General features: G+C 60.7%; 18 protein-coding genes and 2 pseudogenes. 10 read left to right on the forward strand and 10 right to left on the reverse strand.

Translation table 11 applies throughout. From position 1 onward, the window contains the following. Nucleotides 1-229: 229 nt before the first annotated feature. Entirely contained in the window at nucleotides 230-4,381 is a 4,152-nt protein-coding gene (locus tag ASD01_RS12455; RefSeq protein ID WP_082584625.1) for a PAS domain-containing protein, read from the reverse strand. 354 nt (nucleotides 4,382-4,735) lie between these two features. Between ASD01_RS12455 and ASD01_RS12460 the strand changes: the two genes are divergently transcribed. The 4 genes and pseudogenes from ASD01_RS12460 to ASD01_RS12470 all read left to right on the forward strand — a co-directional run bounded on the left by ASD01_RS12460 (nucleotide 4,736) and on the right by ASD01_RS12470 (nucleotide 9,516). Next, a complete protein-coding gene (locus tag ASD01_RS12460) occupies nucleotides 4,736-7,741 on the forward strand; it encodes a PAS domain-containing protein (protein WP_060644066.1) in 3,006 nt (1,001 codons plus the stop codon). Next, nucleotides 7,738-8,370, forward strand: a pseudogene (locus ASD01_RS36705) (response regulator transcription factor); the annotation flags it as partial. The gene ASD01_RS12460 and the pseudogene ASD01_RS36705, both read left to right, overlap by 4 nt. Nucleotides 8,371-8,415: 45 nt before the next feature. Beyond that, nucleotides 8,416-8,772, forward strand: a pseudogene (locus ASD01_RS36710) (response regulator); the annotation flags it as partial. Nucleotides 8,773-8,877: 105 nt separating this feature from the next. Beyond that, nucleotides 8,878-9,516: a response regulator transcription factor gene (locus ASD01_RS12470; protein ID WP_060521331.1), complete on the forward strand. Its 639-nt coding sequence runs from the start codon at nucleotides 8,878-8,880 to the stop codon at nucleotides 9,514-9,516. Between the two features lie 190 nt (nucleotides 9,517-9,706). Here the strand turns inward: ASD01_RS12470 and ASD01_RS12475 are convergent, their stop codons facing one another. The 6 genes from ASD01_RS12475 to ASD01_RS36715 form a co-directional block, all read right to left on the reverse strand. Then, entirely contained in the window at nucleotides 9,707-10,438 is a 732-nt protein-coding gene (locus ASD01_RS12475) for an SDR family NAD(P)-dependent oxidoreductase (RefSeq protein WP_060521221.1), read from the reverse strand. Between the two features lie 71 nt (nucleotides 10,439-10,509). Beyond that, on the reverse strand, nucleotides 10,510-11,091 hold the full coding sequence (locus ASD01_RS12480; RefSeq protein ID WP_060644067.1) for a TetR/AcrR family transcriptional regulator: 582 nt from the start codon (nucleotides 11,089-11,091) through the stop codon (nucleotides 10,510-10,512). Between the two features lie 450 nt (nucleotides 11,092-11,541). Next, nucleotides 11,542-12,177, reverse strand: a complete 636-nt coding sequence (locus tag ASD01_RS12485) for a response regulator transcription factor (RefSeq protein ID WP_060644068.1) — start codon at nucleotides 12,175-12,177, stop codon at nucleotides 11,542-11,544. 140 nt (nucleotides 12,178-12,317) lie between these two features. Continuing rightward, nucleotides 12,318-12,791: a RidA family protein gene (locus ASD01_RS12490; protein WP_060644069.1), complete on the reverse strand. Its 474-nt coding sequence runs from the start codon at nucleotides 12,789-12,791 to the stop codon at nucleotides 12,318-12,320. Between the two features lie 274 nt (nucleotides 12,792-13,065). Further along, nucleotides 13,066-13,917, reverse strand: coding sequence for an alpha/beta fold hydrolase (locus ASD01_RS12495; protein ID WP_060644085.1), 852 nt, complete (start codon nucleotides 13,915-13,917; stop codon nucleotides 13,066-13,068). A gap of 268 nt (nucleotides 13,918-14,185) precedes the next feature. Further along, on the reverse strand, nucleotides 14,186-14,602 hold the full coding sequence (locus ASD01_RS36715) for an adenylate/guanylate cyclase domain-containing protein (protein WP_348272344.1): 417 nt from the start codon (nucleotides 14,600-14,602) through the stop codon (nucleotides 14,186-14,188). Nucleotides 14,603-14,894: 292 nt separating this feature from the next. On the opposite strand from ASD01_RS36715, the gene ASD01_RS36720 reads away from it, so the two are divergent. Next, a complete protein-coding gene (locus ASD01_RS36720) occupies nucleotides 14,895-15,341 on the forward strand; it encodes a hypothetical protein (protein WP_244495235.1) in 447 nt (148 codons plus the stop codon). A 146-nt stretch (nucleotides 15,342-15,487) separates the two neighbouring features. Here the strand turns inward: ASD01_RS36720 and ASD01_RS12505 are convergent, their stop codons facing one another. From ASD01_RS12505 to ASD01_RS12520, 3 genes are all read right to left on the reverse strand, one after another. After that, the gene (locus ASD01_RS12505) at nucleotides 15,488-15,766 is read right to left on the reverse strand and encodes a GNAT family N-acetyltransferase (protein WP_200954152.1); all 279 of its coding nucleotides are present in this window, start codon (nucleotides 15,764-15,766) and stop codon (nucleotides 15,488-15,490) included. A gap of 186 nt (nucleotides 15,767-15,952) precedes the next feature. After that, nucleotides 15,953-16,882, reverse strand: a complete 930-nt coding sequence (locus tag ASD01_RS12510) for an MBL fold metallo-hydrolase (RefSeq protein WP_051659230.1) — start codon at nucleotides 16,880-16,882, stop codon at nucleotides 15,953-15,955. A 629-nt stretch (nucleotides 16,883-17,511) separates the two neighbouring features. Beyond that, on the reverse strand, nucleotides 17,512-19,107 hold the full coding sequence (locus tag ASD01_RS12520; RefSeq protein WP_060529462.1) for a winged helix-turn-helix domain-containing tetratricopeptide repeat protein: 1,596 nt from the start codon (nucleotides 19,105-19,107) through the stop codon (nucleotides 17,512-17,514). A gap of 228 nt (nucleotides 19,108-19,335) precedes the next feature. Here ASD01_RS12520 and ASD01_RS12525 point away from each other — a divergent pair, with 228 nt between their 5' ends. The 5 genes from ASD01_RS12525 (at nucleotide 19,336) to ASD01_RS12550 (ending at nucleotide 25,710) form a co-directional block, all read left to right on the forward strand. Beyond that, nucleotides 19,336-20,088, forward strand: a complete 753-nt coding sequence (locus ASD01_RS12525) for an SDR family oxidoreductase (protein WP_060529461.1) — start codon at nucleotides 19,336-19,338, stop codon at nucleotides 20,086-20,088. Between the two features lie 94 nt (nucleotides 20,089-20,182). Next, nucleotides 20,183-21,277 carry an HlyD family secretion protein gene (locus ASD01_RS12530; protein WP_060529460.1) on the forward strand — a complete coding sequence of 365 codons (1,095 nt, stop codon included), beginning with the start codon at nucleotides 20,183-20,185 and terminating at the stop codon, nucleotides 21,275-21,277. Then, a complete protein-coding gene (locus ASD01_RS12535; protein ID WP_060529459.1) occupies nucleotides 21,274-22,869 on the forward strand; it encodes an MFS transporter in 1,596 nt (531 codons plus the stop codon). The genes ASD01_RS12530 and ASD01_RS12535 overlap by 4 nt, the downstream gene beginning before the upstream one ends. A 115-nt stretch (nucleotides 22,870-22,984) precedes the next feature. Then, the gene (locus ASD01_RS12540; RefSeq protein ID WP_034791808.1) at nucleotides 22,985-23,932 is read left to right on the forward strand and encodes an MBL fold metallo-hydrolase; all 948 of its coding nucleotides are present in this window, start codon (nucleotides 22,985-22,987) and stop codon (nucleotides 23,930-23,932) included. A 290-nt stretch (nucleotides 23,933-24,222) separates the two neighbouring features. Then, complete coding sequence (locus ASD01_RS12550) at nucleotides 24,223-25,710, forward strand: mechanosensitive ion channel family protein (protein WP_060529456.1); 1,488 nt, start codon at nucleotides 24,223-24,225, stop codon at nucleotides 25,708-25,710. Nucleotides 25,711-25,722 lie beyond the last annotated feature (12 nt).

The raw sequence follows: 25,722 nt of genomic DNA on the forward strand, positions 1-25,722 counted from the left end.
GCGGGCAACCTCATCTTTTTGACTAGCGACGTTATTGATGCGCCCATCGCGCACGGCGGCGTGTCGACCAGGACACGACGGTCGCCTTGGCAGCTATTGGCCTTGTGCGGACAGCGGACTCCTTACCGCTACCGGAATTGCATGCGAACGCTATCGGCTGGCGGCGGTGAAGACCCATAGCGCCATACGCGACCGAGATCGTTTTGCAGGTGGTCCTATGCGGCAATCGTCACGCCGTTAGATTGGCTTCAATCGGCAGTGTAAAAACAAACGTCGATCCTTGGAGCTCGTTCTTTTGTGCCCACAGGCGTCCGCCGTGGGACTCGACGATCGAACGGCAGATCGCCAATCCCATGCCCATGCCGTCGTTTTTCGTAGTGAAGAAAGGTTCGAATATCCTGTCGGGGTTTTTGACCCCCGTGCCGCAATCGCTCACGGCGATGCGGATTGCGTCTTCGATACGCGTCGCATGCAGGCTGACGATGCGCCGATCTGCCGTGGATGTCATCGCTTCTATGCCGTTTCGGATCAGGTTGACCAGAATCTGCTGAAGTTGCACGCGATCCATAGCGACCGGAGGAAGGTCGCTTTCGAGGTCAAGCTGGATGCGAACGCGGCGCCGCATAGCCTCTTCGGCCATAAGGCTGCGCACTTCGGCAACGACGCTGTCCACCGTTGTGCTCATCCCAGGTTCTACCGACCTCGTGAACAACGCACGGATGCGGCTCACGACGTCTGCGGCGGCGTTTGCATCGCGCGTAATGCGTTCCACGGTCCTTTGCGCTCGCGCAAGGTTTGGTGGCTCAACAGAAAGCCAACGTTGACACGCATGCGAATTTGTCACGATCGCTGCCAACGGCTGGTTCACCTCATGGGCGATCGAGGCGGAAAGCTCGGCGAGGCTGGCGGCCTGAGACGCACGCGCAAGACCATCGCGCGCGGCCCGCAAATCCTCCTGGGCTCGAACTTCGCTGTCGATGTCGATGCAAATGACGTTCCACTGGACGATCAGCCCATCGGCGTCCCTCATGGGCGCTGCCCGGGTCTCCACCCAGCGATACTCTCCGTCCGACCGGCGAAGCCGATGCTTCTGCGCATAGGGCGTACCGGTGGCCAGGGCATGGGCGCAGTTTTCATGGACCTGAGGCATATCGTCGGGATGGACGGCAGCACCAAGCGCGCCCGACGGTCGTGCTTCTCCCCACCCATCGGGCGCTTCCAACTTGTATCCCAGATACTCGCGAAGCTGTTCGCTGCGGTAGACAGGATCGCCGTTCGGGTCGGTGCATTCGACCATCGCAGGCAAGGTTTCAATGAGTTGTTGAAGCGAACGCTCACGCTCGCGCAAGACCTGTTCGACGCGGAGCTGATCGTCGATGTCGTGACAAATGCCGAACCATTGCAGGATCTGACCGTTGGCGTCCCGCAAGGGAGCGCCGCGGCCCGACATCCAGCGATAGACGCCGTCGGAACGGCGCAGCCGGTAGGTCAAGGAGAAGTTTTCGCCGGTGGCGAAGGCCTCTCTCAGCGTGGCATCCATCTTCGCTGCGTCGTCCGGGTGAAGCGCGGCTGTAATTGCAGCGGCGCGAACGCTGACCGATTCCTGATAGTCCTTCACGTCATGTCCGAGGAACTCGATCAGGCTCTTGCTGAAGAAGACCGGTTCCCCGTCCGTGTTTAAGCGCCAGAGTGGGCTGGGTACCATGTCGACCAGTTGCGAGAGTTCGCGCTCCCGATCGAAGAGCTGTTGTTGGACACGCACTTCATCGTCGACATCAATGGCAACGGCATACCACTGCACGATCGTCCCGTTTTGATCGCGCAATGGCTCGCAGCGCCCGTCGACCCAGCGGTACGCCCCATCAGCGCGCAGCATGCGATATCTGTTGGAGAAGGGTTCACCGGCGGCGAAGCCGTGCGTGGCGTTCTCCCGTACGGATGCGATATCGTCCGGATGGACGACAGAACGCATCATCGCGCCCGCGCGGGTCATGCCCGGCTTGTCCACGTCGATGGCATCGAATCCGAGGAAGTCTATCAACCGTTTGTTCAGAAAGCTGAGTTCACCGCCGGAGGTCTGCCGGGCTATGAAGGCCGGTACCATATCGACGAGCAGGGACAACTCGCGCTCGCGATCGTGCAATGCGTTTTGAGCGCGCATCTGATCGTCGATATCGAGCGAAACGCCATACCACTCCTCGATCTCTCCTTCCTGATTGAGGCGAGGTTCGACTCGGCATTCCACCCAGCGATATCCGCTTTCAATTTCAAGCCAACGAAAGCGCAACGTTGCGCTGCTACCGGTCTTGAAACATCTTTGCAGTGTGTCTCCGACGGCTGCGGCGTCGTCGGGATGGATCAGCTTCTGAAGCAGAGTTTCGATACTCTGCTCTCCGTGCGCTTCGAAGCTTGCGACAACCGAGCGGAAGCGGTCCCTGAACTGTTTGTTGAAGTATACCGAGCCGGTCGATGGCGTCGCGCTCCAAATGCGGACCGGCACTGCGTCGATCATCCGTTGTAGCTGCCTCTGACTGCGGCGCAATGCGTCCTCGGCGTGCGTCAGATCATCGATGTCATGGCACATGCCGTACCATTGGACGATTTTCCCGGAGTGATCCCGCATTGGCTCTGCCCGGCTCGACATCCAGCGAAAGACGCCGTCGGCCCGGCGCAGGCGATATCGCATGGCAAAGGCCTCACCGGTTTCGAGGCAATTGCGAAGCAGATCGACGAACGCGCCTGCCTCGGCGGGATGCACGGAGGCTTCGACCATGGCTGCCAGCCGGGTTTTTCCCGGCTTGTCCGTGTCACAGATGTCCAGGCCGAGAAAGTCGACCATGCGCTTGTTGAAGAAGGTGGGCTCGCCATCCGGCGTCAAGCGCCAGACGTGGCTTGGCACCATGTTGACAAGCTGCAGCAGCTCCTGCTCCCGTTCGCGCAGTGCAGCCTGAGCGCTCACTGCGTCTTCGATGTCGACGGAAACGCCGTACCACTGCAGAATCGTTCCGGCTTCGTCACGTAAAGGGGTTGCCCGGCTCTCGACCCATCGATGGGGACCGTTTGCCCGCCGCTGACGGTACCTTCCTGCAAAGGTCGTACCCGCTTCGAACGCGCGTTTCAGCGCTTCGTCGGTGGCAATGCGGTCATCCGGGTGAATGTCCGTCAGGGATCGCTTGCCATTGGCCGCAATCAGATCCGTCAACGCCAACCCGGTCGTGTCGGTGGCCCACTTGTTGAGGTAGCTCGGCGTTCCGTCAGGCGTGGCGCTCCAGATGAGAGCCGGAACGGCGTCGGCCAAGCGTTGCAGCCGCAGTTCACTTTGCCGGGCGGTGAGCAGCGCCAGCTGGTGTTGCCTGGAAATGGCTGCGACGACAAGCGCCGAGAATGCGGAAATCACGAGGAAGAGCTGCAGCATGACCTGCTGCTGCCTTTGCGATGCGGCGTCACCGATAAACTGGCTGTCTCCGGATATCGTGAGCGCCATGGTAATCAGTGTCAGGAGCGTCAAGGCGACAGCAGCGCCTCGAAATTCGAAACGTGCGGCGGCCCAAAGCAGAAGCGGCAAAATGATGTAGGGCGAGGGGAAGAAGTGAGCGCTCAAGGAAAGCACAGCAACGCCGAGGAAGATGAAACAGAGAACGGCGGCCTCCGTCCAGTGTGCCACGGACAGGCCGGTTTCACCCCGCCAGGAGCGGACGAGGACCAGCACCAGTGGCGCAACCAGCAGGATGCCCGTTGCATCTCCGATCCAGAATAGTGGCCACACCGATGCGAATGTCTGGGACTTCACGCCGAACCAGGCAAGGGTTGCACTCCCGACGGTCGCGCTTGCGAGGGGCGCTACTCCCGCACCCAAAACGACGAAAGCGAGGACCTGTTGAAGGGTTTCCAGCCGCACGGGACGGCCAATGGCGCTGCTGAGCAGCATCGCTCCGGCGGAGGCACAGAGCGCGTTGCCGACGAAGATCAAGAAACCTGCAGGAAGCGGGCTGTGAAACCACACGAGCTGGGCAAACATCTCGGCAAAGCAGCCGCTGATGATCCACCAGGGCCAGCTGTGAGGAGACGTGAGGATGAGTGTCGCCATGAACACGCCGCCGGGAGGCCAGATCGAGACGGTGATGCCCGGGACGATAGCAAGGACATTCGCAAATCCGCAGCCCAGCACGTAGGCGGCGAAAAACGCAACGAGATGCAAAACCTGCGGTCGGCTTGATCGGAACCGCCGCCAGTGGGAAGCTCGCTCGACGGATGGTCGTTCGGTCGGCGCCCACGGCAACGCGCTCCCCGCCGGCCCTGGCGACGTTCGCTCGAGCCCTTGCACCGGATGATCGACTGTTTCTGAATGGCTGTCGCTAATTGCTCTAGAAGCTGATTCCATCGGCTGCTCCGATCGGACAGAGAAAGCCTGGGCACCGTGGGGGGTCTACCAAGGCGCTGTAAACGAAGTCTGGCGGGGCGAACCAACCATTCCTCTAACCCTATCGCAATCACGGCCATACCGCAGCCTATGGAAGTCTATGAGAAGGCGTGCTGCCAGGCGAGTCCGGATGCTACTCTTCGCCTATGCTCAAGTACAGCTTAGAATAGACCGCTCAGTTGTCATAGATTTCCATAGGATGCAGGCGAGACGCGGCGAGAATAGGATGGCGGATAGTTTGCGCAGTCCGACTCTCGAGAACAACTGCTATGCAGAGCGCTGATAGTGGCTTTCCTCGTCCTGCAGGAGAAGGCAATGACGAAGGCGTTCGATTCACCTGACGAAATCGGGCTGAAAGCAATGCAGGCGGTGCGGATCATCGAAAGCGTGGTCGGCAACGCCTGGGCGGCGAATTCGGCCGGCGAGATCGTTTGCGTCAGCCCTGCGGTACTGTCGCGGCTGGACTTGACGCTTGAGGAGTTCGGCTACCAGTCGGATGGTGGTCCGCTGGGCTGGAGGCGAATGATCCATCCGGATGATTACGAGCGGTCTATGGCGCTCTGGCGCTGGTGCCTTGAAACTGGCCAGCACTTCAACATCGAACACCGAACTCTGCGCGCAAGCGGCGCTTACGGTTGGAGTCGAACGTCTGCTCAGCCCTTGCGTGATGGTGAGGATGATATCCTTGGCTGGTACGGCGCGATCATCGACATCGAAACGTCTGCCGCCGCCGCTCGTTTTGTCGATACCGCGGAGGCGGCCGTACAGGAATTGCCAAGCTCATTGAGCGCAATTCACCCCGACGACCGAACCGCAGCGGCGCATGCAGCCGCGCGTGCATTCTGGACGGGCGTTCCGCAGGTGACGAGGCACAGGAAGCGCCAGCCCGACGGCAAGTATCGGTGGACGGAAACACGCGCCGAGCCCGGATACAGCGTCAGCGTCGATATCGATGAGTTGGTGACGGATCGCGAGCCTCGCATGGTTGCGGCATCCGATAGCGCTGGCGAACCAGAACCACTGCGGTCTGCGAGAGCTGTCGAGAGCATATTCGGCAACGGCTGGGCCTTCGATGCGCGCGGACGATGGATTTACCTGCATCCATTTGCGCAGAACTCGCTCGGCGTCACGCCTGAGCAACTGAACATTTCCGTTGACGAAGGTCACACGGCCTGGAAGCAATTGCTGCATCCGGACGACTATGAGCGGACCGCAGCGGTATGGAACCGTTGCCTCGAAACGGGGGATGACTTCAATGTCGAGTTTCGCTTCCGCCGCGTATCGGGAAGTTATGTCTGGGCCAGAACTGCCGCCCGGGCCGCCCGCGACGCCCGAGGCCGCATCCTGGGTTGGTTCGGCATCGCGCTCGACATCGATGTTTACAAGAAGACCGTTGAAGCTTTGCGTGGCCGAGAGCTTGAACTCTCGCAACTTGTTGACATGGTCCCAGTTCACATCCGCCGACTGGGGCCCAACGGCGAACCGACCTTTTTCAACAAGCGCCTGCTTGATTTTTATGGGTGGAAAGATCTTGCACAGTTGGAAACAGCGGCTGGCAGCCGGCTGGCGACGGCGATGGAAATGCTCGTGCATCCGGACGACTCCGCGCGTCTCCTGGAAGCGGTCCGCCATTCCGTGGCGACAGGCGAATCCTACGGAATGAAGTATCGTTTGCGCCGCTCGGACGGCGTCTATCGTTGGGTCGAAGGACGCGCGGTGCCGCTGATCAACCAGGAAGGGGCGATCGTAAACTGGTATGCGATCTCGATCGACATCGATGACGAGATGCGTGCGCAGAACGCGTTGCGCGACCGAGAAAGGGAACTCTTACAGCTCGTCGACATCGTTCCCAGCCTGCTTTGGCGCCTGAACCGTCAGGGCGAGCCAACGTTTTTCAACAAGCGGCTGATGTGCTTTCTCGGTCTCGACGCTGCCAATTCCGAACAGCCAGACCCGGGCCGTCTGGCGTCCGCCTTCAGAGCGTCCGTGCACCCGGACGATGCTTCAGGCCTCGAGGAGGCACTGGGCCGGTCTGTCGCGACCGGCGAGAACTTCTCAAAACGGTTTCGCCTGCGCCGGTCGGATGGCGTCTATCGCTGGGTTGAAAGCAATGCAGAACCCTTGCGCGACGATAGCGGGCAGATCGTGCAATGGTACGGGCTGTCACATGATATCCACGACCAATTGCGCGTCGAAGATGCGCTGCGTGAACGGGAGCGGTCACTGTGGCAACTGGTTGAGACGTTGCCGGCGATGATCGACTGCGCCGCACCAAACGGCGAGCCGGTCTATCGCAGCCAACAGTTGCGGGAGTTTCTCGGGTATAATCTTGAGGACCTGGACGGAACGGCGAAGTCCCGGCTGGACGCAACGCTAGATGCCGGGGTGCATCCCGACGATGTCGCAGGCGTCAAGGAGAGGTATGCGCATTCCTTGGCCACGGGCGAACCCTATGCGCGCAAGCATCGCCTACGGAGGTTTGACGGCGTTTATCGGTGGGTCGAGACCAGAGCGGCTGCCATGCGCAATCTGGAGGGTGCGATCGTCCAATGGAACGTAATTTGCCTTGATATTGATGGCGAGGTTCAGGCTGAGGACGAATTGCGACTTGCGCAAGAGAGACTTTCCAGAGCCAGTCAATCGGCGAGCCTGGCCGAGCTTTCGGCGTCAATCGCCCACGAGGTGAACCAACCATTGGCAGCGATCGTGGCCAATTCCAATGCCTGTCACCGTTGGTTGCTGGCTGAACCACCCAATCTCGAGCGGGCAAAGATAACTGCCGAACGCATTATCCGTGATGCCAACTCCGCCGCGGAAGTCGTCAGCCGCATCCGCGCCCTGTTCAAGCAGCGTGTCGAGCCTCAGAGCGATAGCGATCTCGTGAGCGCAATCGCCGAAGCCGTTCATCTCATCGCGGAGGAGGCCATGCGCCGTCGCGTTCGGGTCGACGTCGATATCGAGAAAACCCTTCCCTATGTTGCGGTGGATCAGGTGCATATTCAACAGGTTCTGGTGAACCTCATTCGCAACGGCATGGATGCGATGGACGCTGTGGCCCGCGACCGCGTCGTTCGTGTCCAGGTCCGTCGCGTGGGGGATTTCGTCGCGACGGAGGTCAGCGACATTGGCACGGGGGTCGAGTTTCCGGAACGAATATTCGAATCCTTCTTTACGACGAAAGTGAACGGAATGGGGATGGGCCTGGCAATTTGTCGTTCGATCATCGAGTCGCACGGGGGGCGGCTGTGGGTGCAAAACAATGAAACAAATGGCGCAACCTTCACGTTTACCTTGCCGATCGAAGTGGAAGCAGCGGCATGACGAACGAGGAATACACAGTTTTCATCGTCGATGACGACAATCGGATCCGCGAGGCCCTGTGCGAGCTCTTGGCCTCACACGGTATCCAGGCGATCGCCTTCGGTTCGGCCGGAGACTATGTCAATTCGGAAAAACCGGATGCGCCTGCCTGCCTGCTTCTGGATATCGAATTGCCGGACATCAACGGTCTCGACCTTCAAAGCGAAATAGCCAAAGGGGAGCATCCGCCGATCGTATTCATAACCGGTCACGGAGACATCCGTTCGTCGGTGCGGGCCATAAAGGATGGCGCGGTCGATTTCTTGACCAAACCGTTTACCGACGCGGATTTGATGGCCGCCATTCATGCGGCCATAGCCGAGGATGAGAAAAGACGGGCCGAGCGCGCAGAGTTCGGAAAGCTGAGGCGACGCTACCTTGACCTGACACCGCGCGAGCGGGAGGTGCTGCCGCTGGTCATAAGCGGGCTGCTCAACAAGCAGGCGGCCGCAGAACTTGGCATCAGCGAGGTGACCCTGCAGATCCACCGGCGAAATGTGATGCAGAAGATGAAGGCAGACTCCTTTGCCGACCTCGTGCGCATCGCCGAACGTTTGAAGATACCCGTTACCCATGCCCGCAAGACAGGCGTGAAATCGATGGCTTTGCCGCATCGGCAGGTCGTCGCGATCGTTGACGACGATCCGAGATTGCTGGAGTCCCTGGAGGATCTGTTGGAGTCGGCCGGTTACTCGGCTCGCAGCTTCTCGTCTGGCCGATCGCTGCTTTCCGCTGGGCTCCCGGGTCTGGATGCGCTCATTACGGATATAGGGATGCCGGGAATGGACGGGTTCGAACTGAGGGACCTGGTCAAGACGAAAGAGCCGGGCCTTCCTGTTTTCCTGATGACTGGCCGGCACGAGATCGCCGATCAGTTGAGTGCGCGCGACCGGACGAGCTGCTTCAGAAAACCCTTCGACGCGCAGGTTCTGCTAGCGACGCTGGCCGCCGCATTGGGTGACCGGCACATGGAGGGAAACGATGAAACTTGAGATGCCGCTAGAGCCGACGGTCGTTTCGCAGGCACATTGTCAAAGCGAACGCCCGCCCGTCGTGATCGTCGACGATGCATGCGGGACGAAACAGAGGCCAATCTGATGCAACACGCTCAAACCAAGACGGAAGAGCCTGCGGAACCGATCGTCTACGTCGTCGACGACGACGAGGCCATGAGGGAAGCGCTGCTCGATTTGTTCATGGTGACCCAAAAGCGGGTGACTGCGTTCTCGAACGGGCCTGAGTTTTTGGAGACGGCAGACATCCGGGCGCCCGGTTGCCTTGTTCTTGATTTCAACATGCCAGGGGGCACGGGTCTGGACCTTCAGGAGCATCTTTCTCTTGCTGGTAGTCGCCTGCCGGTGATCTTTCTGACGGGGCATGCAGATGTCCCGACCAGCGTAAAGGCGATGAAGGCTGGCGCCATGGACTTCATCACCAAGCCGTTCGCCGATCACGATCTGCTCGAGGCGGTGGATCGTGCCATTAAGCTCGACGCCGAGCGCCGCAAGGTCGAGGCGGAACGCGACCGGATCCGGGCGCTGGCAGATACTCTTTCTCCTCGCGAGCAGGAAGTGATGTTTGCAGTCGTGAGTGGCCTGATGAACAAGCAGGTCGCCTACCAGCTCGGCATCAGCGAAATGACCGTGAAGCTCCATCGAATGAGCCTCATGCGCAAGATGCAGAGCCGTTCGCTGGCAGATCTCGTGCGAAAGACTGAACAGCTACGACGGAATTGAGCAACTCACAGGCCTGCAGGAATCCGGAGTTATGTAGCAACTGTCACCAATGGCCGCTTTTAGGCCCGAAGCGGACATCCGGCGACAATCGCTCGAGACTGGAGCTTGCATTCCACGAACACAGGAGTTCAACGTGCGGAACCGCGGCCAACAGTGTCGGGGTCCCGCACATGGATGCGTTCGCGCCGACCTAGAGCGTCATTCCACCGTCGATCGTCAGGCTTGATCCAGTCATGTAGGATGAAGCTGGGCTGGCGAGATATGACACCACGCCTGCTATCTCTTCTGGAGCGGCGACGCGCTTCAACGGGCTCCGGGCCGACAGCATTTCGATAGCGCCGGCATTCATGTCGGTTTCTGTTGGGCCTGGCTGGATGTTGTTAACCGTGATTCGCCGAGGCGCAAGATCGAGCGCAAGGCCTTTGACCATGGCCGCGACGGCGGCCTTGGTGAGCTGGTAGACACTCGCTCCGGGCGAGCCAGTGCTGATGGCCACATTGGAGCCAATCGTGATGACGCGGCCGCCATCCTTAAGATACGGCACGGCGGCCTGTATCGACAGATAGACACCCCGAACGTTGATGTTGAGCATCATGTCTAGTTCTTCCAGGCTTACAGAATCAACGGTGTTGATACGCAATATGCCTGCATTGACCACCACAGCATCAATTGGTCCAAGGAGGTCCACAGTCTTTGCCACGGCCGCGCGAATAGCCTCGGGGTCACCGCTGTCGGCTTGGATGGCGATAGCTCGGCCGCCGATGGACCCAATGTTCGCGACCAGTGCATTGGCACTGTCCGGACGCGACACGTAGGTGAAGGCCGTGTCGAAGCCGTCCTTCACCAGTTGTTCGACGGCTGCCCCGCCGATACCACGTGAACCACCGAAGACGAGTGCGGTTTTACGCTGATTGATCGTCATGCCATTCTCCTTTATTGACTGATTAGTCCATTATTGGGCAAAAGAAAGCCTCTTCGTTTGAAGAGGCAAACTCACGGTTTCAGTCTGTGGATCGCGAAGCGCCCCATCGACTTGAGGTCTGAAGCCGCAGCACCGCTGCGTGCTGCCACTTGAAGTCCCGCCATCACCATCTGAACGAATGCCGACGCCTCTACCGGGTCAAGCCCGGGATCGACCTCTCCCAACCGTTGGCCTTCCTCGATCCGTTCGACGATACGTCGACCAAGCAGGGCGCTCGCCTTCTCTCGGCGCAAATTCAGTTCTTCATCCGTAATGCCGAACTCGCCAACGGAACCGACGCCCATACAACCAAGGGCGCGCTCGCAATCGTCATCAGACACCAGGCCAGTGAGCAGGTCCTCGATGCCTTTCAGTGGCGAGGTCGGCTCGCCGAGCCTCTCGAGGTGGCCCGAGTTGGTTCGCCGCTGATATGTGTCGAGTGCCTCGATATATAGGGTACGCTTGTCGCCGAATGCGCCGTATAGACTTTGCCTGCCGATGCCCATCGCCTCGCGCAAATCGTCGGTTGACGTCGCTGCAAATCCCTTCGCCCAGAACAGCCGTAAGGCCTTGTCTAAAGCCGTGTCGCGGTCAAACTCTCTTGGTCTTGCCATGGGAAAGGGTAGTAGCTGTTATTGACTGATCTGTCAATAACCTTGTCTAAAAGCCGGATGACCGCTCCTGGCGCAAAGCTGACAACGCCTCATCGTTTTCGGTTGGTGGTATTTTCTACATAATTCCGCAGGTGACGACCCTTGCCAGGGAAAGGGAGGCCGCCTGCCCATGGGCAAACGGCCCCTAGGTGTGCCGGCCTTTGGCAGTCGTGCCGCGGGGAGGGGGCTGCGACACTTAGATCATCACCTCCTAAAGAAGGTGCCGGCGAAGGATGATGATGAAAGCTTACGGTCTTTCACACATCCGCATCACTATACATTCGTTTAGCGGGCCGTTCGCGGCGCGGAGCCGGTTGTCGTTCAGGACAGGCGATGCATGCATCCTAACCAGGGCGGCCGGAAAAGAGGCGTGGTCGATCATTTCCGTCTTTTAGCTCCCCCGCCGAGACCTCACTGCAGCAGTTCCGATTTCCTTACGAGGTCGCTGAAGGTCCGGGCCTGCATCTTCTTCATAGCGCTTGCGCGATGAAGCTTGACCATGATTTCGCTGATTCCCAGTTCGTATGCCGCCTGCTTGTTCATGAGACCTTCCGTGACGAGCTTCATGACCTGTCTTTCACGGGGGGTGAGGCTGTCCGCACACTGGCGAGCATGTTTTCTCCTTGCAGCCACTTCGCGTTGTTTTCTCCCTTCCTCGATAGCCGCGGCCACTGCAGAAAGCAGATCATCCACCTCGAAGGGTTTCAACAGGAAATCGACGGCTCCCGCCTTCATGGCGGTGACGCTCGTCGGGACGTCTCCATCGCCGGTCATGAAAACGATCGGAAGGTCGAAGCCCGCATCCGACAGTTTCCTTTGATACTCGATACCGCTCATGCCTGGCAGTTTCACATCGAGCAACAGGCATCCTACGGCCTCTGGATCGCCCCTTTCGTCGAAATCCGCAGTGTCGACGAACGCTTCGGCCGGTATTCCGGAAGAACCAAAGAGTTCAAGCAGCGCCGAGCGAATTCTCTCATCGTCGTCGATGATGTGGACCACGTTGACGTCGGTGGCGGTTTCGATGGGGTTTGAACGTTCGGGCATCGCTTAGCTCCCTTGATCGTCAAGAACCAACATCCGCCCATTTTATCCGCCGTGGTTTTGCTGGCTATAAAACGAAGGTTTGCCCTCCCGCGGGTTCGAAGACCGTTCCGTATGTTCCGTCAGCACTCGATGGTTTGCAGTCAGACGCTACAAAGCGAAACACACGGTGCGATCGCCCGAAAGGTGACCTCGATCAGCTGTTCGGGAAATGCCAGGCGGGAAACACCAATCAGGTTGCTCGCACACTCCGGAATCTCCGCTCCATACATTTCCTTGCGGACCCTGCCAGCGGCCGCAAACGCGGCGTCCACATCGAGTACGTAGAGTGTCTCTTCGACCACGTCGTCGAGTGAAGCGCCGAATTCGGCAAGGACAGTGACGGCATTGGCGTAGGTCTGCCGCATCTGCTCTTCCATGCTCGAAAAATCGACTGGTCTTCCGGCTGGGTCCAGCTTTGCCGGGGCCACGAGGTTGCCGGCCCTGTCGTGGCTTAGCTGTCCGGAGACATAGATGATGTCTTTAACCTGCACGGCCTGGGAATAGCCGTAGGCTTTTTCCCATGGCACACCGAAGTTTGCGGTCCGTTTGATCGGGGAACACATGAAATCCTCCATTCCTTCCGGGCGGGCGGTGGCCTCAACCGCTCGAAGCTCATTTCCGTTTCAAAGTCCGGTCGGTTAGACCTCTCATGACGTCGCTCTACCCATACGGCCGGGCCGGCCTTGCCGAAAGTAACTGAAGTTTGGCTATCCAAATGCACTTGGCATCGAGGAGCAGTTCGCCGGAAAAATGCTCCCGGCGGCCGGCGGCGGATTTGCGGGCACTTCTGAGTGTGACGAACCCCCACCGTCTAGTGGAAAAAGGGCGCCTGAGGCGCCCTTTGACACGCTACTTGGTGATGAAGCTGAGGATGTCCTGGTTGATGACGTCCGCGTGTGTGGTCGCCATGCCGTGAGGGAAGCCCTTGTAAATCTTGAGGGTGGAGTTCTTCAGGAGCTGAGCTGAACGGGGGGCGGAAATCGCGAGCGGAACAACCTGGTCGTCATCGCCATGCAGCACCAGCGCCGGCACATCGATCATCTTCAGGTCTTCGGTAAAGTCGGTCTCCGAGAAGGCCTTGACGCCAAGGTAATGGGCGTTGGCGGCTCCCATCATCCCCTGTCGCCACCAATTGTGGCTGACCGCTGCGGACGGCGTGGCGCCTGGCCGGTTGAAGCCGTAAAAAGGGCCGTTTGCGATGTCGTGATAGAGCTGCGCCCTGTTGGCCGCAAGGGCCTCGCGATAGCCGTCGAGCGCCTCGATCGGAAGCCCCTCGGGATTGTTCGGCGTCTTCAGCATAAGCGGTGGCACGGCGCCGATCAGGACGAGCTTGGCCACACGCCCCTTGCCGTGACGGGCGACGTACCGGGTCGCTTCGCCTCCGCCCGTCGAATGCCCGATATGGATCGCGTTGCGCAGATCCAATTGCCGCACGAGAGAGGCCACGTCGGAGGCGTAGTGATCCATGTCATGGCCACCGCTCACCTGCTCCGATCGCCCGTGGCCACGACGGTCATGGGCAATGACGCGATAGCCTTTTGCGAGGAAGAAGAGCATCTGGTTATCCCAGTCATCTCCGCTCAATGGCCAGCCGTGATGAAACACGATCGGCTGCGCGTAGCGCGGACCCCAATCCTTGTAAAAAATCCTGGTCGAGTCTTCTGTCGTTACGTATCCGTGACCGGGTTGTTCGGCTGTCATGGCCATTCCTTTCTGTGCTGGTCGTGCCGCATCAAATGGTGGTTTCGGGCCGCGATCCTCAGCTCTCGAAGCGCGGTCCTGCGGTGGGCGCCGTCGTTAACGGAGGACCGTTTCGACGCCCTGCGGGACCCTGTTTCTCCGGGAGTAACGGCCGGCATGCGACGTGAAGACGCTAGCAGCTGGCGCATGGCGGGAAAGGTATACCTTGGTTTCGGCGACCATTCGCGGCCGTTCAAGGGCCTGAACGTCAACGCGATGTCTCGGGACTTTAAAGTCGCAGGGCATGGACCTCAACGGCAGTTGCTATGCCCTCGAGCACGTGTCGCCCGAGGTGTTCGGTCTGCTCGTGGCAGGCTGCCGCGTCCACGAATTCTCCCGAAAGAAGGACGGGACGGCGCAGGCGTTTGGTCAGCGCCTCGAGCTTGAAGGCCCTGTTGACGGCTGACCCGATCACGGTGAAGTCGAGACGGTGTCTTGAACCGATGTTGCCATAATTGACCTTGCCGAGGTGGACGCCCATGCCGAAGCGTATTCGGTCGTCCTGCGGCCAAAGCCGGGATGCCGCCTGATACCCCTCCTGGACCGCCGCGATGAGGTGCATGCAGGCCTGCGGCCGGTCCATGGGAAAAACGGCAAGCAGACCGTCTCCGATGAACTTCAGGATTTCTCCGCCATGCTGTTCGATCGGCTCTCCGAGCGTCGAAGAAGCCGTTCAAGATTTCGATCAGCTCGTCACGCGGCAATCGGTCGGAGAGATGGGTGAAGTCCCTCAGATCACAGACGAGAATTGCTGCATTGATCGTGGCGCCCGTCCCTCGTCTGGTTGCGCCACGCAACACTTCTGCAGAGGCATGTGAACCGACATAGGTGTCCAGTAACGTGCGAGCCAGCTGGCTCTTGACGCGGATTTCGGTGACGAGGGACAGCCAGGGCAAAAGCGCGTCGAACAGTTCCAGTTCCTCTGCGCAAAAGCCACCATGCCGGTCCGTCGCAAAGGTGAGGAGGTGGCGGCGGCCCTGCGTATGATCGAGAGGCCACGCGGCGTAGTCCGTGTGGCCGGCGTGCTTCAGTTCTTCGTAGACCGCAAAATGATGTGGACCGACGATCTGCAAATTCTGCCGAACCCGCAGCCCGCTGACGATCGCCAGTTGAAAGGGGCTGCGAAGGAAGGCGACGGTTGCCTCGACGTCATAAGCGATGGTCTGGATGTTGGCGGTCGATTGTCCGCGCACCCAGGTCATGCGCGTACCCAGCCATTGCGGATGGTGCACGCGCAGATGAAGCGTTGCTCTGCTCAGCGCGACGCCGCAGCGCACGAGCCGACCGCAGAGCTCGACAAAAACCTTCTCTGCCAAGGGCTCGTCGCGGATCCCGGTCGCGAGCCAGTGCAAAATCTGATCGCGCGCTTCAGTTTTCAGCTCTAGTCCCATGGCCTTCAACATACGCTCTGATGTGACCGCGAGAGAGGCATACGAGCGTTCCAGGAGGGGCAGGCTCGGTGAGAGTGCGAACCCCGAGATGTTTTGCCCAATACGCCGGTGTTTGCGGTCCGGCCTGATCTGCTTGGCGATCAGCAGATCAGGTCACTGTATTCCGGATGATGAACGGCATAGTTGGCCATGAACACGCATCGGGGCGCGACCTTCTGTTGCCGCTCGCGCAAGATGGCAAAGACGCCGTTCGCCCGCTTCGTGGCAAATCCTGCTCTGGAGAATTCGAACGGCACCTCCGTGTGGATCAGCACCAGCACGTCTGCCTCCAAGCGATAGTAGGCGGCTGCAATCGCATCCGCGTCGATGGAGAGTTCGAAGCGGCAATTTTCGGGATTATCGAGTACGCTATGCGGCAAGTTTGATCTCCTTGCTGCTATTGCAGCCATCGACGCGAAGGCCCGTTCAGGGGGGACCGTGGTCTTGTGCCGACCTTGCAATCCAACCAACGGCCGATTGATGCCTCACGGCGCGCCGTGAGCAGCAATCGACCGGTTGTTCGAATTAGAGCAGTCGTCCGGTTCGTTCCCAACGGAAGCCTTCCGTTAGTAGTCCCACCAGGCCGGAACCCAGCGGTAAAGGTCGCCGGCGGTCGCTACACGGCCGACCGATGGGAACGGCATGTGTGTGGAAACCAGCCAGGAACCGGTCTCTGCAAGTTCTTTCATGAGCCGCAGTCGAACGCGGGTCGCTTCGTCGGGATCGTGTTCGAAGCCGTTGTGCCACTCGGGGTGGTCGAAGGAGACGGGGAACAGGGCGTCGCCGCCGAACATCAGCCGCTCGTCGCCGGACGAAATGCGCACCACGCTGTGCCCGGGGGTGTGACCACCGGTACGGGTGACCACCACTCCCGGCGCCACTTGCGCCTGCTGGTCAAAAGTCCGCAGATGGCTGCGATACGCATTCAGAAACTCAAGGGACGCTTTGCGCGCGAGATCCGCGAGCGCCGGTGGCATGGCGGTAAGCGAGAAGTCGGGCGCCTGCCAGAACTTGGTCTCGGCGGCGCACACATGGACGCGAAGATCCGGGCGCATCCGTTCCTTGACGCCTTCGACGAGGAGCCCGCCGACATGATCAAAGTGCATGTGCGTCAGCACCACGTCGGTCACGGCCGCGAGATCAACGCCGGCGGCCTCCAATCGATGGACAAACTGTCCGGCCCGCGGGAAATCGGGATACTCCTCGCCCAGGCCGCTGTCGATGAGGATCGTCTGGTCGCCGCTGCGTACGACAACGGCGTTCAGCGCCCAATCGAAGGCAACCTTTGAAAGAAACCTCTCGTCCAGCCAGGCGCCTCGCACCTCGGGGTCGGCATTGGTGGCCATCGACTCGGCCGGCGGGGTCAAGATGCCATCGCTAATGATCAAGACGTCGATGTCCCCAACCCGTACCGCATAGCGTGAAGGAACCAGCTCATCCGGTGCGGGTCTTTCCTGCAGGATAATCTTTCGGGAACTCGTTTGAGCATTCGACATGATGTGCTCCTGTCGTCGTGGTTGAAATATGTGGGTCAAGGTTACGTCGCGAAGTCTAGGTTCGAGTTTCTGGGCGGTCGAGCTACACCTGAGTATGGGCCGCTGCCCGCACCCGGGCCCGTGAAGCGAGTCCATGCGCCTCAATCAGCGCGCCACGCGCGCGCTTTGCCCCGGTCAGCGGTGGGTGGAGTGGGTCTCCCCAAACCTGCGTATAGTTTCAGCGGTCCAGTCAATTGCCTAGGCTAGGTCCGGTATGCGCAGGCGGCCGTTGCTCGGCCCGAGACATCGCGAACGCGATGATTGGCGCACCCGCAGGCGGATTGCACTCCATGACAGCCAAAGAGGTTAACTTGATCGCCCTGTCCGGTGCGCAGCCACTGCTGGACGTATCGGAATACTGCCGGCGCGCGGGCATCTGCGAAGCCGAAGAGCGGAGACTGCTTTTGCTCCTTGGGCGACAGGCGTCCTGCCACGAACTCCAGATGAATATCGTAGAGCGGCGAATGCGTGCACGCTAGCGACTCGTCACAGTTGCCGTGCCGAACCCACGCCCCAGAGCCTGTGGTGGTCCAGGCGCTGGACAATTGCACGGCGCGCGCTCGTCCATTGCGCGCCGCGAGCGGCCATGGTCACTCCGGCAAGCCTGCAAGCCGCAATCCCTCGGCAAACCGCTTGAAATCGTCTGGTCGATGGATCGGCAGCCAATCGCGGAGATTGGATATGCACAAGGCCGGATCAAGCTGCCGCAGGCGCTCCATGTACCGCCTTGCCTCGTCGGGACGACCGGCAAGCGCATGGCTGGCTGCGGCAAGTGCGACCGCGGCCAGCAGGCTCGGCAGGTTCGCAAGTGCCTTCTCGGCCCAGACCACCGCATCGTCGTAATTTCCGGAAAAGAAATGGGCGATCGCCGTTCCCGTCTGCATTCGGAACATCTCCGGATCGAGTGGGCTCAGGCGAACGGCATGGGTCAGATCCTTGATCGCGCTCTCCGTCTCTCCCCGAAAGACGCGCAGCACACCGCCCAAAAACCACGCGAGTGCGAAATTCGGATTGAGCAGCCGGGCCCTGTCGATCAAAGCGATGCCGGCGTCGAGATCGTCGGCGAGATGGCCGAGCGCATGCCCGCCTCTCGTGAGCGCCACGGCGTCGTCCCGGCCAAGCTCGACCGCGAGCCGCGCCAGTCGTGTGCCTTCCGCGATCTCTGCCGTGCGGTCGACCATCCAGCCGTTGAGCTTGCGCCAGAAGAAGCACCAGGCGGCGCCGCCATAGGCTGCGGCGAATTCATCGTCGAGCGCAATCGACTTGTAAAAGAGAGGTAGTGCCGCCTCGAGCGCCTCTCGGGTGCCGCTGTGCAGTTTTGCCATGCCGCGAAGATAGTAGTCGTAGGCGTCGAGGCTTTCGGTCGGCTTGCGCTTGGCGCGTTCGATCTCGATCCGTTCGAGTTGCGGCGCGATCGCGCCGACGACGCTTTCGGCTATCCCATCCTGCAGCTCGAAGATGTCGTCGAACGTGCCTTCGAAGCGCTCGGCCCAGAGATGCGCTCCGGTCGTCGCGTCGACGAGCTGGCCGGTGATGCGGACCTTGTTTCCCGATTTGCGCACGCTCCCTTCCAGTACGTAACGCACGCCAAGTTCGCGACCGACCTCGGCCGCCTCCACGGTCCGGTCCTTGTAGGTGAAGCTCGAATTGCGTGCGATGACGAACAGCCACCGAATGCGCGAGAGTGCGGTGATGATGTCCTCCACCACCCCGTCCGTAAAATACTCCTGCTCCGGATCGCCGCTGAGGTTCTGAAAAGGCAAGACGGTTATCGAGGGTTTTTCGGGCAAGGGGAGCGCCGGCGCCGGCACGCGTGCCTCTCCATTATTGTGATCGGCGACGCTCAAACCTCGCGCAGGGGCCTCGTTTCCAACGTCGACAAGGTTGACATCGCCGACGAAGCGGAAGCCTTTGCGGGGGATGGTGCGCACCAGATGCTGGTCTTCGCCGTTGTCGCCGATCGCCTTGCGAACTGCGTTTATGTGGCTGGTGATCGTCGATTCCGACACGATCCGACCGCCCCAGACGGCGAGCAGCAGATCATCCTTGCCGACGACCCTTTCTCGATTTTCGATGAGATGCACCAACAGGTCGAAGACCTGCGGACCGACGGCGACAACCTGCCCGTTGAGCGTCAATTCACGGCGTTCCGGATCGAGCAGATAATCTGCGAACTTGAATTGCACCTTGAGGTCTCCTGGACGACTTCCCCGGCTGGCGATTGCCATCCGCGGATAACCAACACGCCATTGCGTCGTTAGAACATCCCGCCACGATCACACAATCGCTTGGACGGACAATCAAGCTATCCACAAGGGTAATTCAAGACAGGCCCAAGGACTTCCCTTGAGCATAGGGGCACTCTCAGCGCAGATCGACAGCAATGGTGCGGTCGAGAAAAGCAGAGTGAACCCATGAAGATCGTCGTCATCGGAGGCACCGGCCTTATCGGATCGAAACTTGTGAAGAGCCTGCGCGAGCGCGGACACGACGTGCTCGCTGCCGCACCAAATACTGGCGTCAACACGATTACGCGCGAAGGTCTGGCTGCAGCGATGGATCGGGCAGATGTCGTCGTCGATGTCGCCAACGCGCCGGTTTGGGACGACGAGGCTGTTCTCGAATTCTTTGAGACGTCGGGGCGCAATCTTTTGGCAGCGGAAGCTGCAGCCGGCGTTCGCCACCACATCGCGCTGTCGATTGTCGGCAGCGAGCGGTTGCCCGACAACGGCTATTTTCGAGCGAAGATCGCGCAGGAAAGCCTCATCAAGGCATCCGGTATTCCCTATACCATCCTGCGGGCCACGCAGTTTTTTGAGTTCGTCGGCGGTATTGCGCAGTCGGCGACCGTCGACGGCGAGGTTCGGCTTTCCCCTGCATTGTTCCAGCCCATCGCTTCCGACGACGTTGCCGCGGCGCTTGCCGATATCGCGCTCGCAGCGCCGGTCAACGGCACGATCGAAGTCGCCGGACCGGAAGCCATTCCGCTCGATGAGGTCGTCAGGCAATTTTTGCGGGCAACGAAGGATGACCGAAAGGTCGTTCCCGACGTTCACGCTCGCTATTTCGGCGCGTTGCTCGATGACCGATCGCTGACCCCCGGCAATAACCCGCGGCTCGGCGCAATCCGCTTCGAGGATTGGGTCGGCACACAGGCCGGGGTCTGAAGTCGCAAGCATCAATATCCGCAAGGTGGCGGAGGCTCTGACATTCTCCCTGCCCTGGCGCCGCAGCCGACGAAAATCAACGGGAACCAAGACAATGGACACGATCGAGGACAGGATTGCCACCGCCACGGGAAGCGCCTCGAGCGGCGCCGCCGAAAAGCGATCCAGCAAACGAAAGAAGATTGGCATGTTGCTGTGCCTGGGCGCTGCGGTAGCCATCGCCGGCGGCTGGGCGTGGGCCCGTCCAGGCGACCAAGTGTCGACGGACAACGCTTATGTTCGTGGGGACGTGACGTCATTGGCGCCGAAGATCGCCGGCTATGTCGTAGCCGTCGAGGTTCAGGACAATCAGAGTGTTCGGGCGGGCGATGTGCTTTTCCGGATCGATGACAGGGACTATCGGGCTCGTTTCGCGCAGGCTGCAGCCAATGTCGAAGCTGCCAAGGCCCGGCTCGTCAATGTCGATGCCGAGACAGAGCTTCAGCACGCCCTTATTCGCCAGGCCGAAGCCCAGAAGCTGTCGGCCGTCGCAGAGATGAATCTCGCCGCCAAGGCATATGAACGCCGGCGCGAACTGATCCGCAGCAATACCATCAGTCAGGCGCATGTCGACGAAAGTGATGCGGCGCGGTCGAAAACGCAGGCAGGCGTATCTGCGGCCTCAGCAACGATCGAAGCGCAGAAGCAACGCATTGCCGTCCTTGCGGCACAGCGTGAGGCCGCCGTCGCAGCCGTGGCCCAGGCCGAAGCTGCGCGCGACCTTTCCCAGATCGACCTCGAAAGCACGGTCGTGCGTGCCCCGGTTGGTGGGGTCATCGGCAACCGTCAGGTTCGTGTCGGCCGTTTCGTCGTCCCCGGCACTTCCCTGCTCGACATCGTTCCGGTCGACGACGTGTGGGTTGTCGCCAATTTCAAGGAAACGCAACTCGAGCACATCCAGCCGGGTCAGCGCGTGCGGATCCGGATCGACGGGTATCCGGGGCAAGTCCTTGAAGGCACGGTTGACAGCTTTGCGCCCGGGAGCGGTTCAGCCTTCAGCCTGCTGCCGTCGGACAATGCAACCGGCAACTTCGTTCGCGTCGTCCAGCGGGTGCCGGTCAAGATCCGATTTGCCCGCAGCCCCTTGACTGGACGTCTCGTACCGGGACTGTCCGCAAGGGTCGACGTGGATCTCGGGAGAGGGTCATGACCACGCACCTGCCCGCCACGGTAAATCGCGAGGCGTCTGCATCAGACATGTTGCTTGTCGCCGGCATCGTGCTCGCGGCGTTGACGGAGGCGATTGCCAGCACCGTTCTTTCGCTCGGCCGCGGCGACATCATCGGCGACATCTATGCCACGCCCGACGAATTCGCCTGGCTCGACGTCGGCTACACCGCCTTCAAGCTCATCGGCTTCATGGTCGCCGCTTCGATGCTGAACCGCATCCGGCCGCTCAGTCTCATCATCGGATCGACGCTCATCATGGGGATCGCATCCGGAATGGCGTGCGCGACGACGTCGCTCAATCTCCTGATTGCGCTGCGGGTCATTCAGGGGCTTGCCGGCGGCGTCCTTCTCGTTGCGGGGCAGACCACCATCTTCTTTGCCTTTCGGAGCGCCCTTCAGCCAATCCTTCAGGCGCTTTTTGCCATGGGCGCGGTGGTCGCACCCGCTACGCTCGCCCCCGCGCTTCAGGGGTGGCTGCTCGACAGCCAGTCCTGGACCTGGATCTTCTACTGCAATGTTGTTCTGTCTCTCGGCGCCGCCGGACTTCTCTTGATGGTCGATGATCCGGCGCCCGCCACGACGAGGCACCGTCCCCTTGACTGGGTTGGGCTGTCACTGGTTTCGGTCGCGCTTTTCTGCTTCAGCTATGTCTTCAGCCAGGGAAGCCGCTGGGACTGGTTCGAAGAGCCGCGCATCCTTTGGCTCTCGGTTGCAGGGATGGCTTCGCTGTTCCTGTTTCTCGGGCAGCAGGTGCTGCGCAAGGGCACCGGTCTCCTCGACTTTACCCTGTTCAGATCCGACGACTTCGCCTTCGCCTTCATCGTCAGTTTCGTCGCCGGCGCGGCACTTTTTGGCAGCGCGTTGCTGATCCCGTCCTTCGCCGTATCCGTTCTGGCCTTCACGCCGACCGATGCCGGCCTGCTGCTCCTGCCAAGCGGCGCTCTCTTCGTCGGGGCCCTCATCCTGGCTGCCTTCCTCATGCAGGTCCGTCGGCTTCCTCCATTCGCAACCGTTCCCTTCGGTATCCTGCTGATCATGCTGGCCATGTGGATGCTGTCCGGTTCGACGAGTGAAAGCGGTGCCGCCGACATGATGGCCGCGATCCTCTTTCGCGGCCTTGGCCTCGGTTTCCTGTTCCTGTCGATCACGCTGATTGCCTTTACCAATCTCGACAAACGAAACCTCGCCTCCGGGATCGGGCTGTTCAACACCGGTCGCCAGCTCGGCGGCCTTGTTGGCGTTGCCGGGCTTCAGACGCTTATCGACCACAACGTCGCTGCAAATGTCGCGGTCCTGGGCGCGAGCGTCAATGCGGGAGGTCAGGCCGTCATCGAACGACTGGCCGCAACGACCGCCATGCTGGCGGCGCGAGGCATGGAAGCCGTTCCCGCCAGCCGGGCCGCGATGGCGCTTCTCGGCCGGACCGTTGCCGGGCAGTCCATCGTGATCGCCTTCGACACGGCGTTCAATGCCGTGGCACTGCTCTTCGTCATCGCTGCGCCCATGCTCGTGGCCATCAAGGTCGGATTGGCCCGGCGCGCCAAAGCACGCCAGACATTCGCCGACCGTTGACCAAACGGGCCGACCTAAACCGAGGTATAGCTCGACCCTCGATATCGCTCGAACCTAGAGTCCAGGCCGTGAACTGTGAAAAAGCATTCTTCGATCAGGCAAACAGGAGGGCGTCATGTCGCCGCTAGAAGCAAGATCTCTTACGAACACGACCTTGGAGCCTGCCCCGCCCGGCAGATCGGCTCCGGAAGAGCTGGTCCCATCGCGCTATGCCGTGCGGGTCGGTGACATTGAGGTGCTGGTGGTCAGTGATGGCGTGCTGCCATTGCCAACCACGATGTTGGGACATAATGCAGACGCCGCCGATCGGGCAGCCTGGCTCGACGGCATGTTCCTGCCAACCGATGCCTTCGACTGGTCGCTGAACGTGGTCGTGGTGCGAAGCGGCGCACAGACCATTCTCATCGACGCCGGGCTTGGCCTGGATCCGGACCTGAACCTGCCGCGAGCAGGCCAATTGATCAGGCGGCTGACGGCTGCAGGCATCGATCTTGGGTCCGTGACCGATGTGGTTCTCACGCACATGCACATGGACCATATCGGCGGATTGCTCGTTGATGGCGTGAAGGAGCAATTGCGTCCGGACTTGCGGATCCATGTCGCCGCCGCCGAGATCAAATTCTGGGAGGCGCCTGATTTCTCCCATGCGGTCATGCCGCAGGGCTTCCCGGATGCGTTGAGGGCAACTGCCAAGCGCTTTGCGAACGAGTACCGCAATCATCTTCGACCGTTTAAGGACGAGTGCGAGGTCGCGCCGGGCGTGGTTGCTGAGCGCACCGGCGGCCATACGCCCGGGCACTGCGTGGTCCGCGTGGCCTCGGGAGGCGACAGGCTGATGTTTGCCGGCGACGCCCTGTTCGCGGTCGCCTTCGACCACCCCGACTGGTACAACGGCTTTGAACACGACCCCGAGGAGGCGGCTCGCGTTCGGGTGCGTCTCATGAAGGAACTGGCCGAGACAGGATCGTCGCTGGTGGCCACGCACCTGCCTTTCCCGTCCGTTGGGCATGTGGCGATCGATGGCGATCGCTTCCGGTGGGTTCCGGTGTTCTGGGACTACTGACGTTTCCAACTAAGCGCCAGCCTCGCAGGAACCATCGGTCCGCCTTGCTCTCCGGCCCAGAGCAGAGAATGGCCGATGGTTTTGCGTTGCATGGCAACAAGGGCGTCAGGCTCGCGCTTGTCCTTGTCAGACGAAGTTGCCGCCCGCCGGCTGTAGCGGAGGGAGAGCTGTCGTCCAGCCGGCATCGTCAGCAGCAATCCTGTCTTTGTCCGTAGAACGGCGGCGTTTTCCTCCATAGGCCTCTTCGCTACTCGGTTGAAGGGCGCGTAGGGCTCACCAGGGGAGTGGAAATGGACCAGAAAATGCAATTTTTCCGCGCCCTCGTTTGTGTTCTGGGCATTGCCGGAATTGTCGTCTGGTATCTGCAGGGCAGGGCGCGCCCCACGGCGCGGCTGATCGTGCAGATCGCCTTCTTCGCGTCGATGACAGCGGCGCTCGCCCACAGCGACCTCAATCCGTTTCGCTACGACCGGACCGATCTCGACGGTGCGCAGACACTGCTCGTGGCGGCAAAGACCCTCTGGTGGGTTCATCTGTCCTGGGCGGTGATCGGGTTCGTCCGGCTTTATCTTGTCCTCGATGGCCGACCGCGAGAAGCACGATTGATCCAGGATCTGGTCGTTGCCGTCGTCTACCTCGGCGTGCTGCTGTCGATCCTGGCATTCGTCTTCGGCGTGCCGATCGGGGGCTTGCTGGCGACTTCGGGCGTCATTGCGATCATTCTCGGTCTCGCATTGCAGAGCACGTTGGGTGATGTGTTCTCGGGCATAGCCCTGACCCTCGGGCGACCTTATGTCCTTGGTGACTGGATCTGCCTCAGTGACGGAACGGAAGGGCGGGTGGTCTCAAGCAACTGGCGTTCGACGCATCTACTGACCGCAGCGCACAATCTCGTGGTCCTGCCGAACAGTGTTCTGGCAAAGGTGGGGCTGACCAACATCAGCCAGCCGGACGAGAACCATCAGATCATTGTCTCGGTTCGCGTGGCTCCGACGCGCATGCCGCACATGATCGTCGACGTCATGCAAGCTGTTCTCGACAGTTGCAATGCGATCGTGAAGCAGCCCGCTCCCATTGTCGGACTGGTGGGGATTGATGCCAGCGCGATCACCGTCGAACTCCAGTTTAGGGTCACCAGTCCGGCGCAGCGCGGCCCGGCGCGCAACGAAGTCATCGACCTCGTCTATCGGCATTGCAGGGCGAACGGCGTGCAACTGGCTCTGCCTGCCGGGAGCCTGCTCATGCAGAACCCTGGCAGGTCCGACCCGCAGCACGCCGTCGCACCGGCGCAGGACCTGATCGACGCGATCCCGATTTTCTCCAATCTCAGCCAGGAAGAACGCGATACGCTTGCGGCCGCGGCGACGCCGCGCAGCTTTGCCGCCGGCGCGGAGATTGTCAGAGAAGGGAGGTCGCTCGAAAGCCTGATGATGATCAAGAACGGCGTAGTGGCGATGAAGAGCGGCGGGGTGGAAATCGCGCGCCTGGCCCCCGGCGATTTTTTCGGCGAAGACGGCCTGCTGGCCGGAATGAAGGAGAAGCACGACCTCCATGCCGTCACCCGCCTTACCGTCTATGAAGTCGATCAGGCAGCGTTCGCGCCGCTTTTGTCGAAGCGTCCGGAAATTGCGGAGGATCTGGCAATTCACCTGGCGCAACGCGAGGCGATCGGAGCAAGTTCGGAATTGCCTGCAAACCAGCGCGAGCGACGCAAGCTGGACCTGCTTCATGCCATCCGATCCATTTTTCGAAGCCAGCGTGAAAGCGCGAAGAGCTGAAGCGGTTGCGCG

Source organism: Ensifer sp. Root423, from assembly GCF_001426275.1.
GTDB classification, from domain to species: Bacteria; Pseudomonadota; Alphaproteobacteria; order Rhizobiales; family Rhizobiaceae; genus Ensifer; species Ensifer adhaerens.

Bases quoted from the DNA above. Each gene is read 5' to 3' on its own strand.
- ASD01_RS12480 (WP_060644067.1), bottom strand. From the start codon at position 11,091: ATGGCAAGACCAAGAGAGTTTGACCGCGACACGGCTTTAGACAAGGCC.
- ASD01_RS12495 (WP_060644085.1), bottom strand. From the start codon at position 13,917: ATGACAGCCGAACAACCCGGTCACGGATACGTAACGACAGAAGACTCG.
- ASD01_RS12460 (WP_060644066.1), top strand. From the start codon at position 4,736: ATGACGAAGGCGTTCGATTCACCTGACGAAATCGGGCTGAAAGCAATG.
- ASD01_RS12470 (WP_060521331.1), top strand. From the start codon at position 8,878: ATGCAACACGCTCAAACCAAGACGGAAGAGCCTGCGGAACCGATCGTC.
- ASD01_RS12455 (WP_082584625.1), bottom strand. From the start codon at position 4,381: ATGGAATCAGCTTCTAGAGCAATTAGCGACAGCCATTCAGAAACAGTC.
- ASD01_RS12475 (WP_060521221.1), bottom strand. From the start codon at position 10,438: ATGACGATCAATCAGCGTAAAACCGCACTCGTCTTCGGTGGTTCACGT.
- ASD01_RS12535 (WP_060529459.1), top strand. From the start codon at position 21,274: ATGACCACGCACCTGCCCGCCACGGTAAATCGCGAGGCGTCTGCATCA.
- ASD01_RS12510 (WP_051659230.1), bottom strand. From the start codon at position 16,882: ATGTCGAATGCTCAAACGAGTTCCCGAAAGATTATCCTGCAGGAAAGA.
- ASD01_RS36720 (WP_244495235.1), top strand. From the start codon at position 14,895: ATGCCGGTCCGTCGCAAAGGTGAGGAGGTGGCGGCGGCCCTGCGTATG.
- ASD01_RS12530 (WP_060529460.1), top strand. From the start codon at position 20,183: ATGGACACGATCGAGGACAGGATTGCCACCGCCACGGGAAGCGCCTCG.
- ASD01_RS12490 (WP_060644069.1), bottom strand. From the start codon at position 12,791: ATGGAGGATTTCATGTGTTCCCCGATCAAACGGACCGCAAACTTCGGT.
- ASD01_RS12525 (WP_060529461.1), top strand. From the start codon at position 19,336: ATGAAGATCGTCGTCATCGGAGGCACCGGCCTTATCGGATCGAAACTT.
- ASD01_RS12485 (WP_060644068.1), bottom strand. From the start codon at position 12,177: ATGCCCGAACGTTCAAACCCCATCGAAACCGCCACCGACGTCAACGTG.
- ASD01_RS12540 (WP_034791808.1), top strand. From the start codon at position 22,985: ATGTCGCCGCTAGAAGCAAGATCTCTTACGAACACGACCTTGGAGCCT.
- ASD01_RS12550 (WP_060529456.1), top strand. From the start codon at position 24,223: ATGGACCAGAAAATGCAATTTTTCCGCGCCCTCGTTTGTGTTCTGGGC.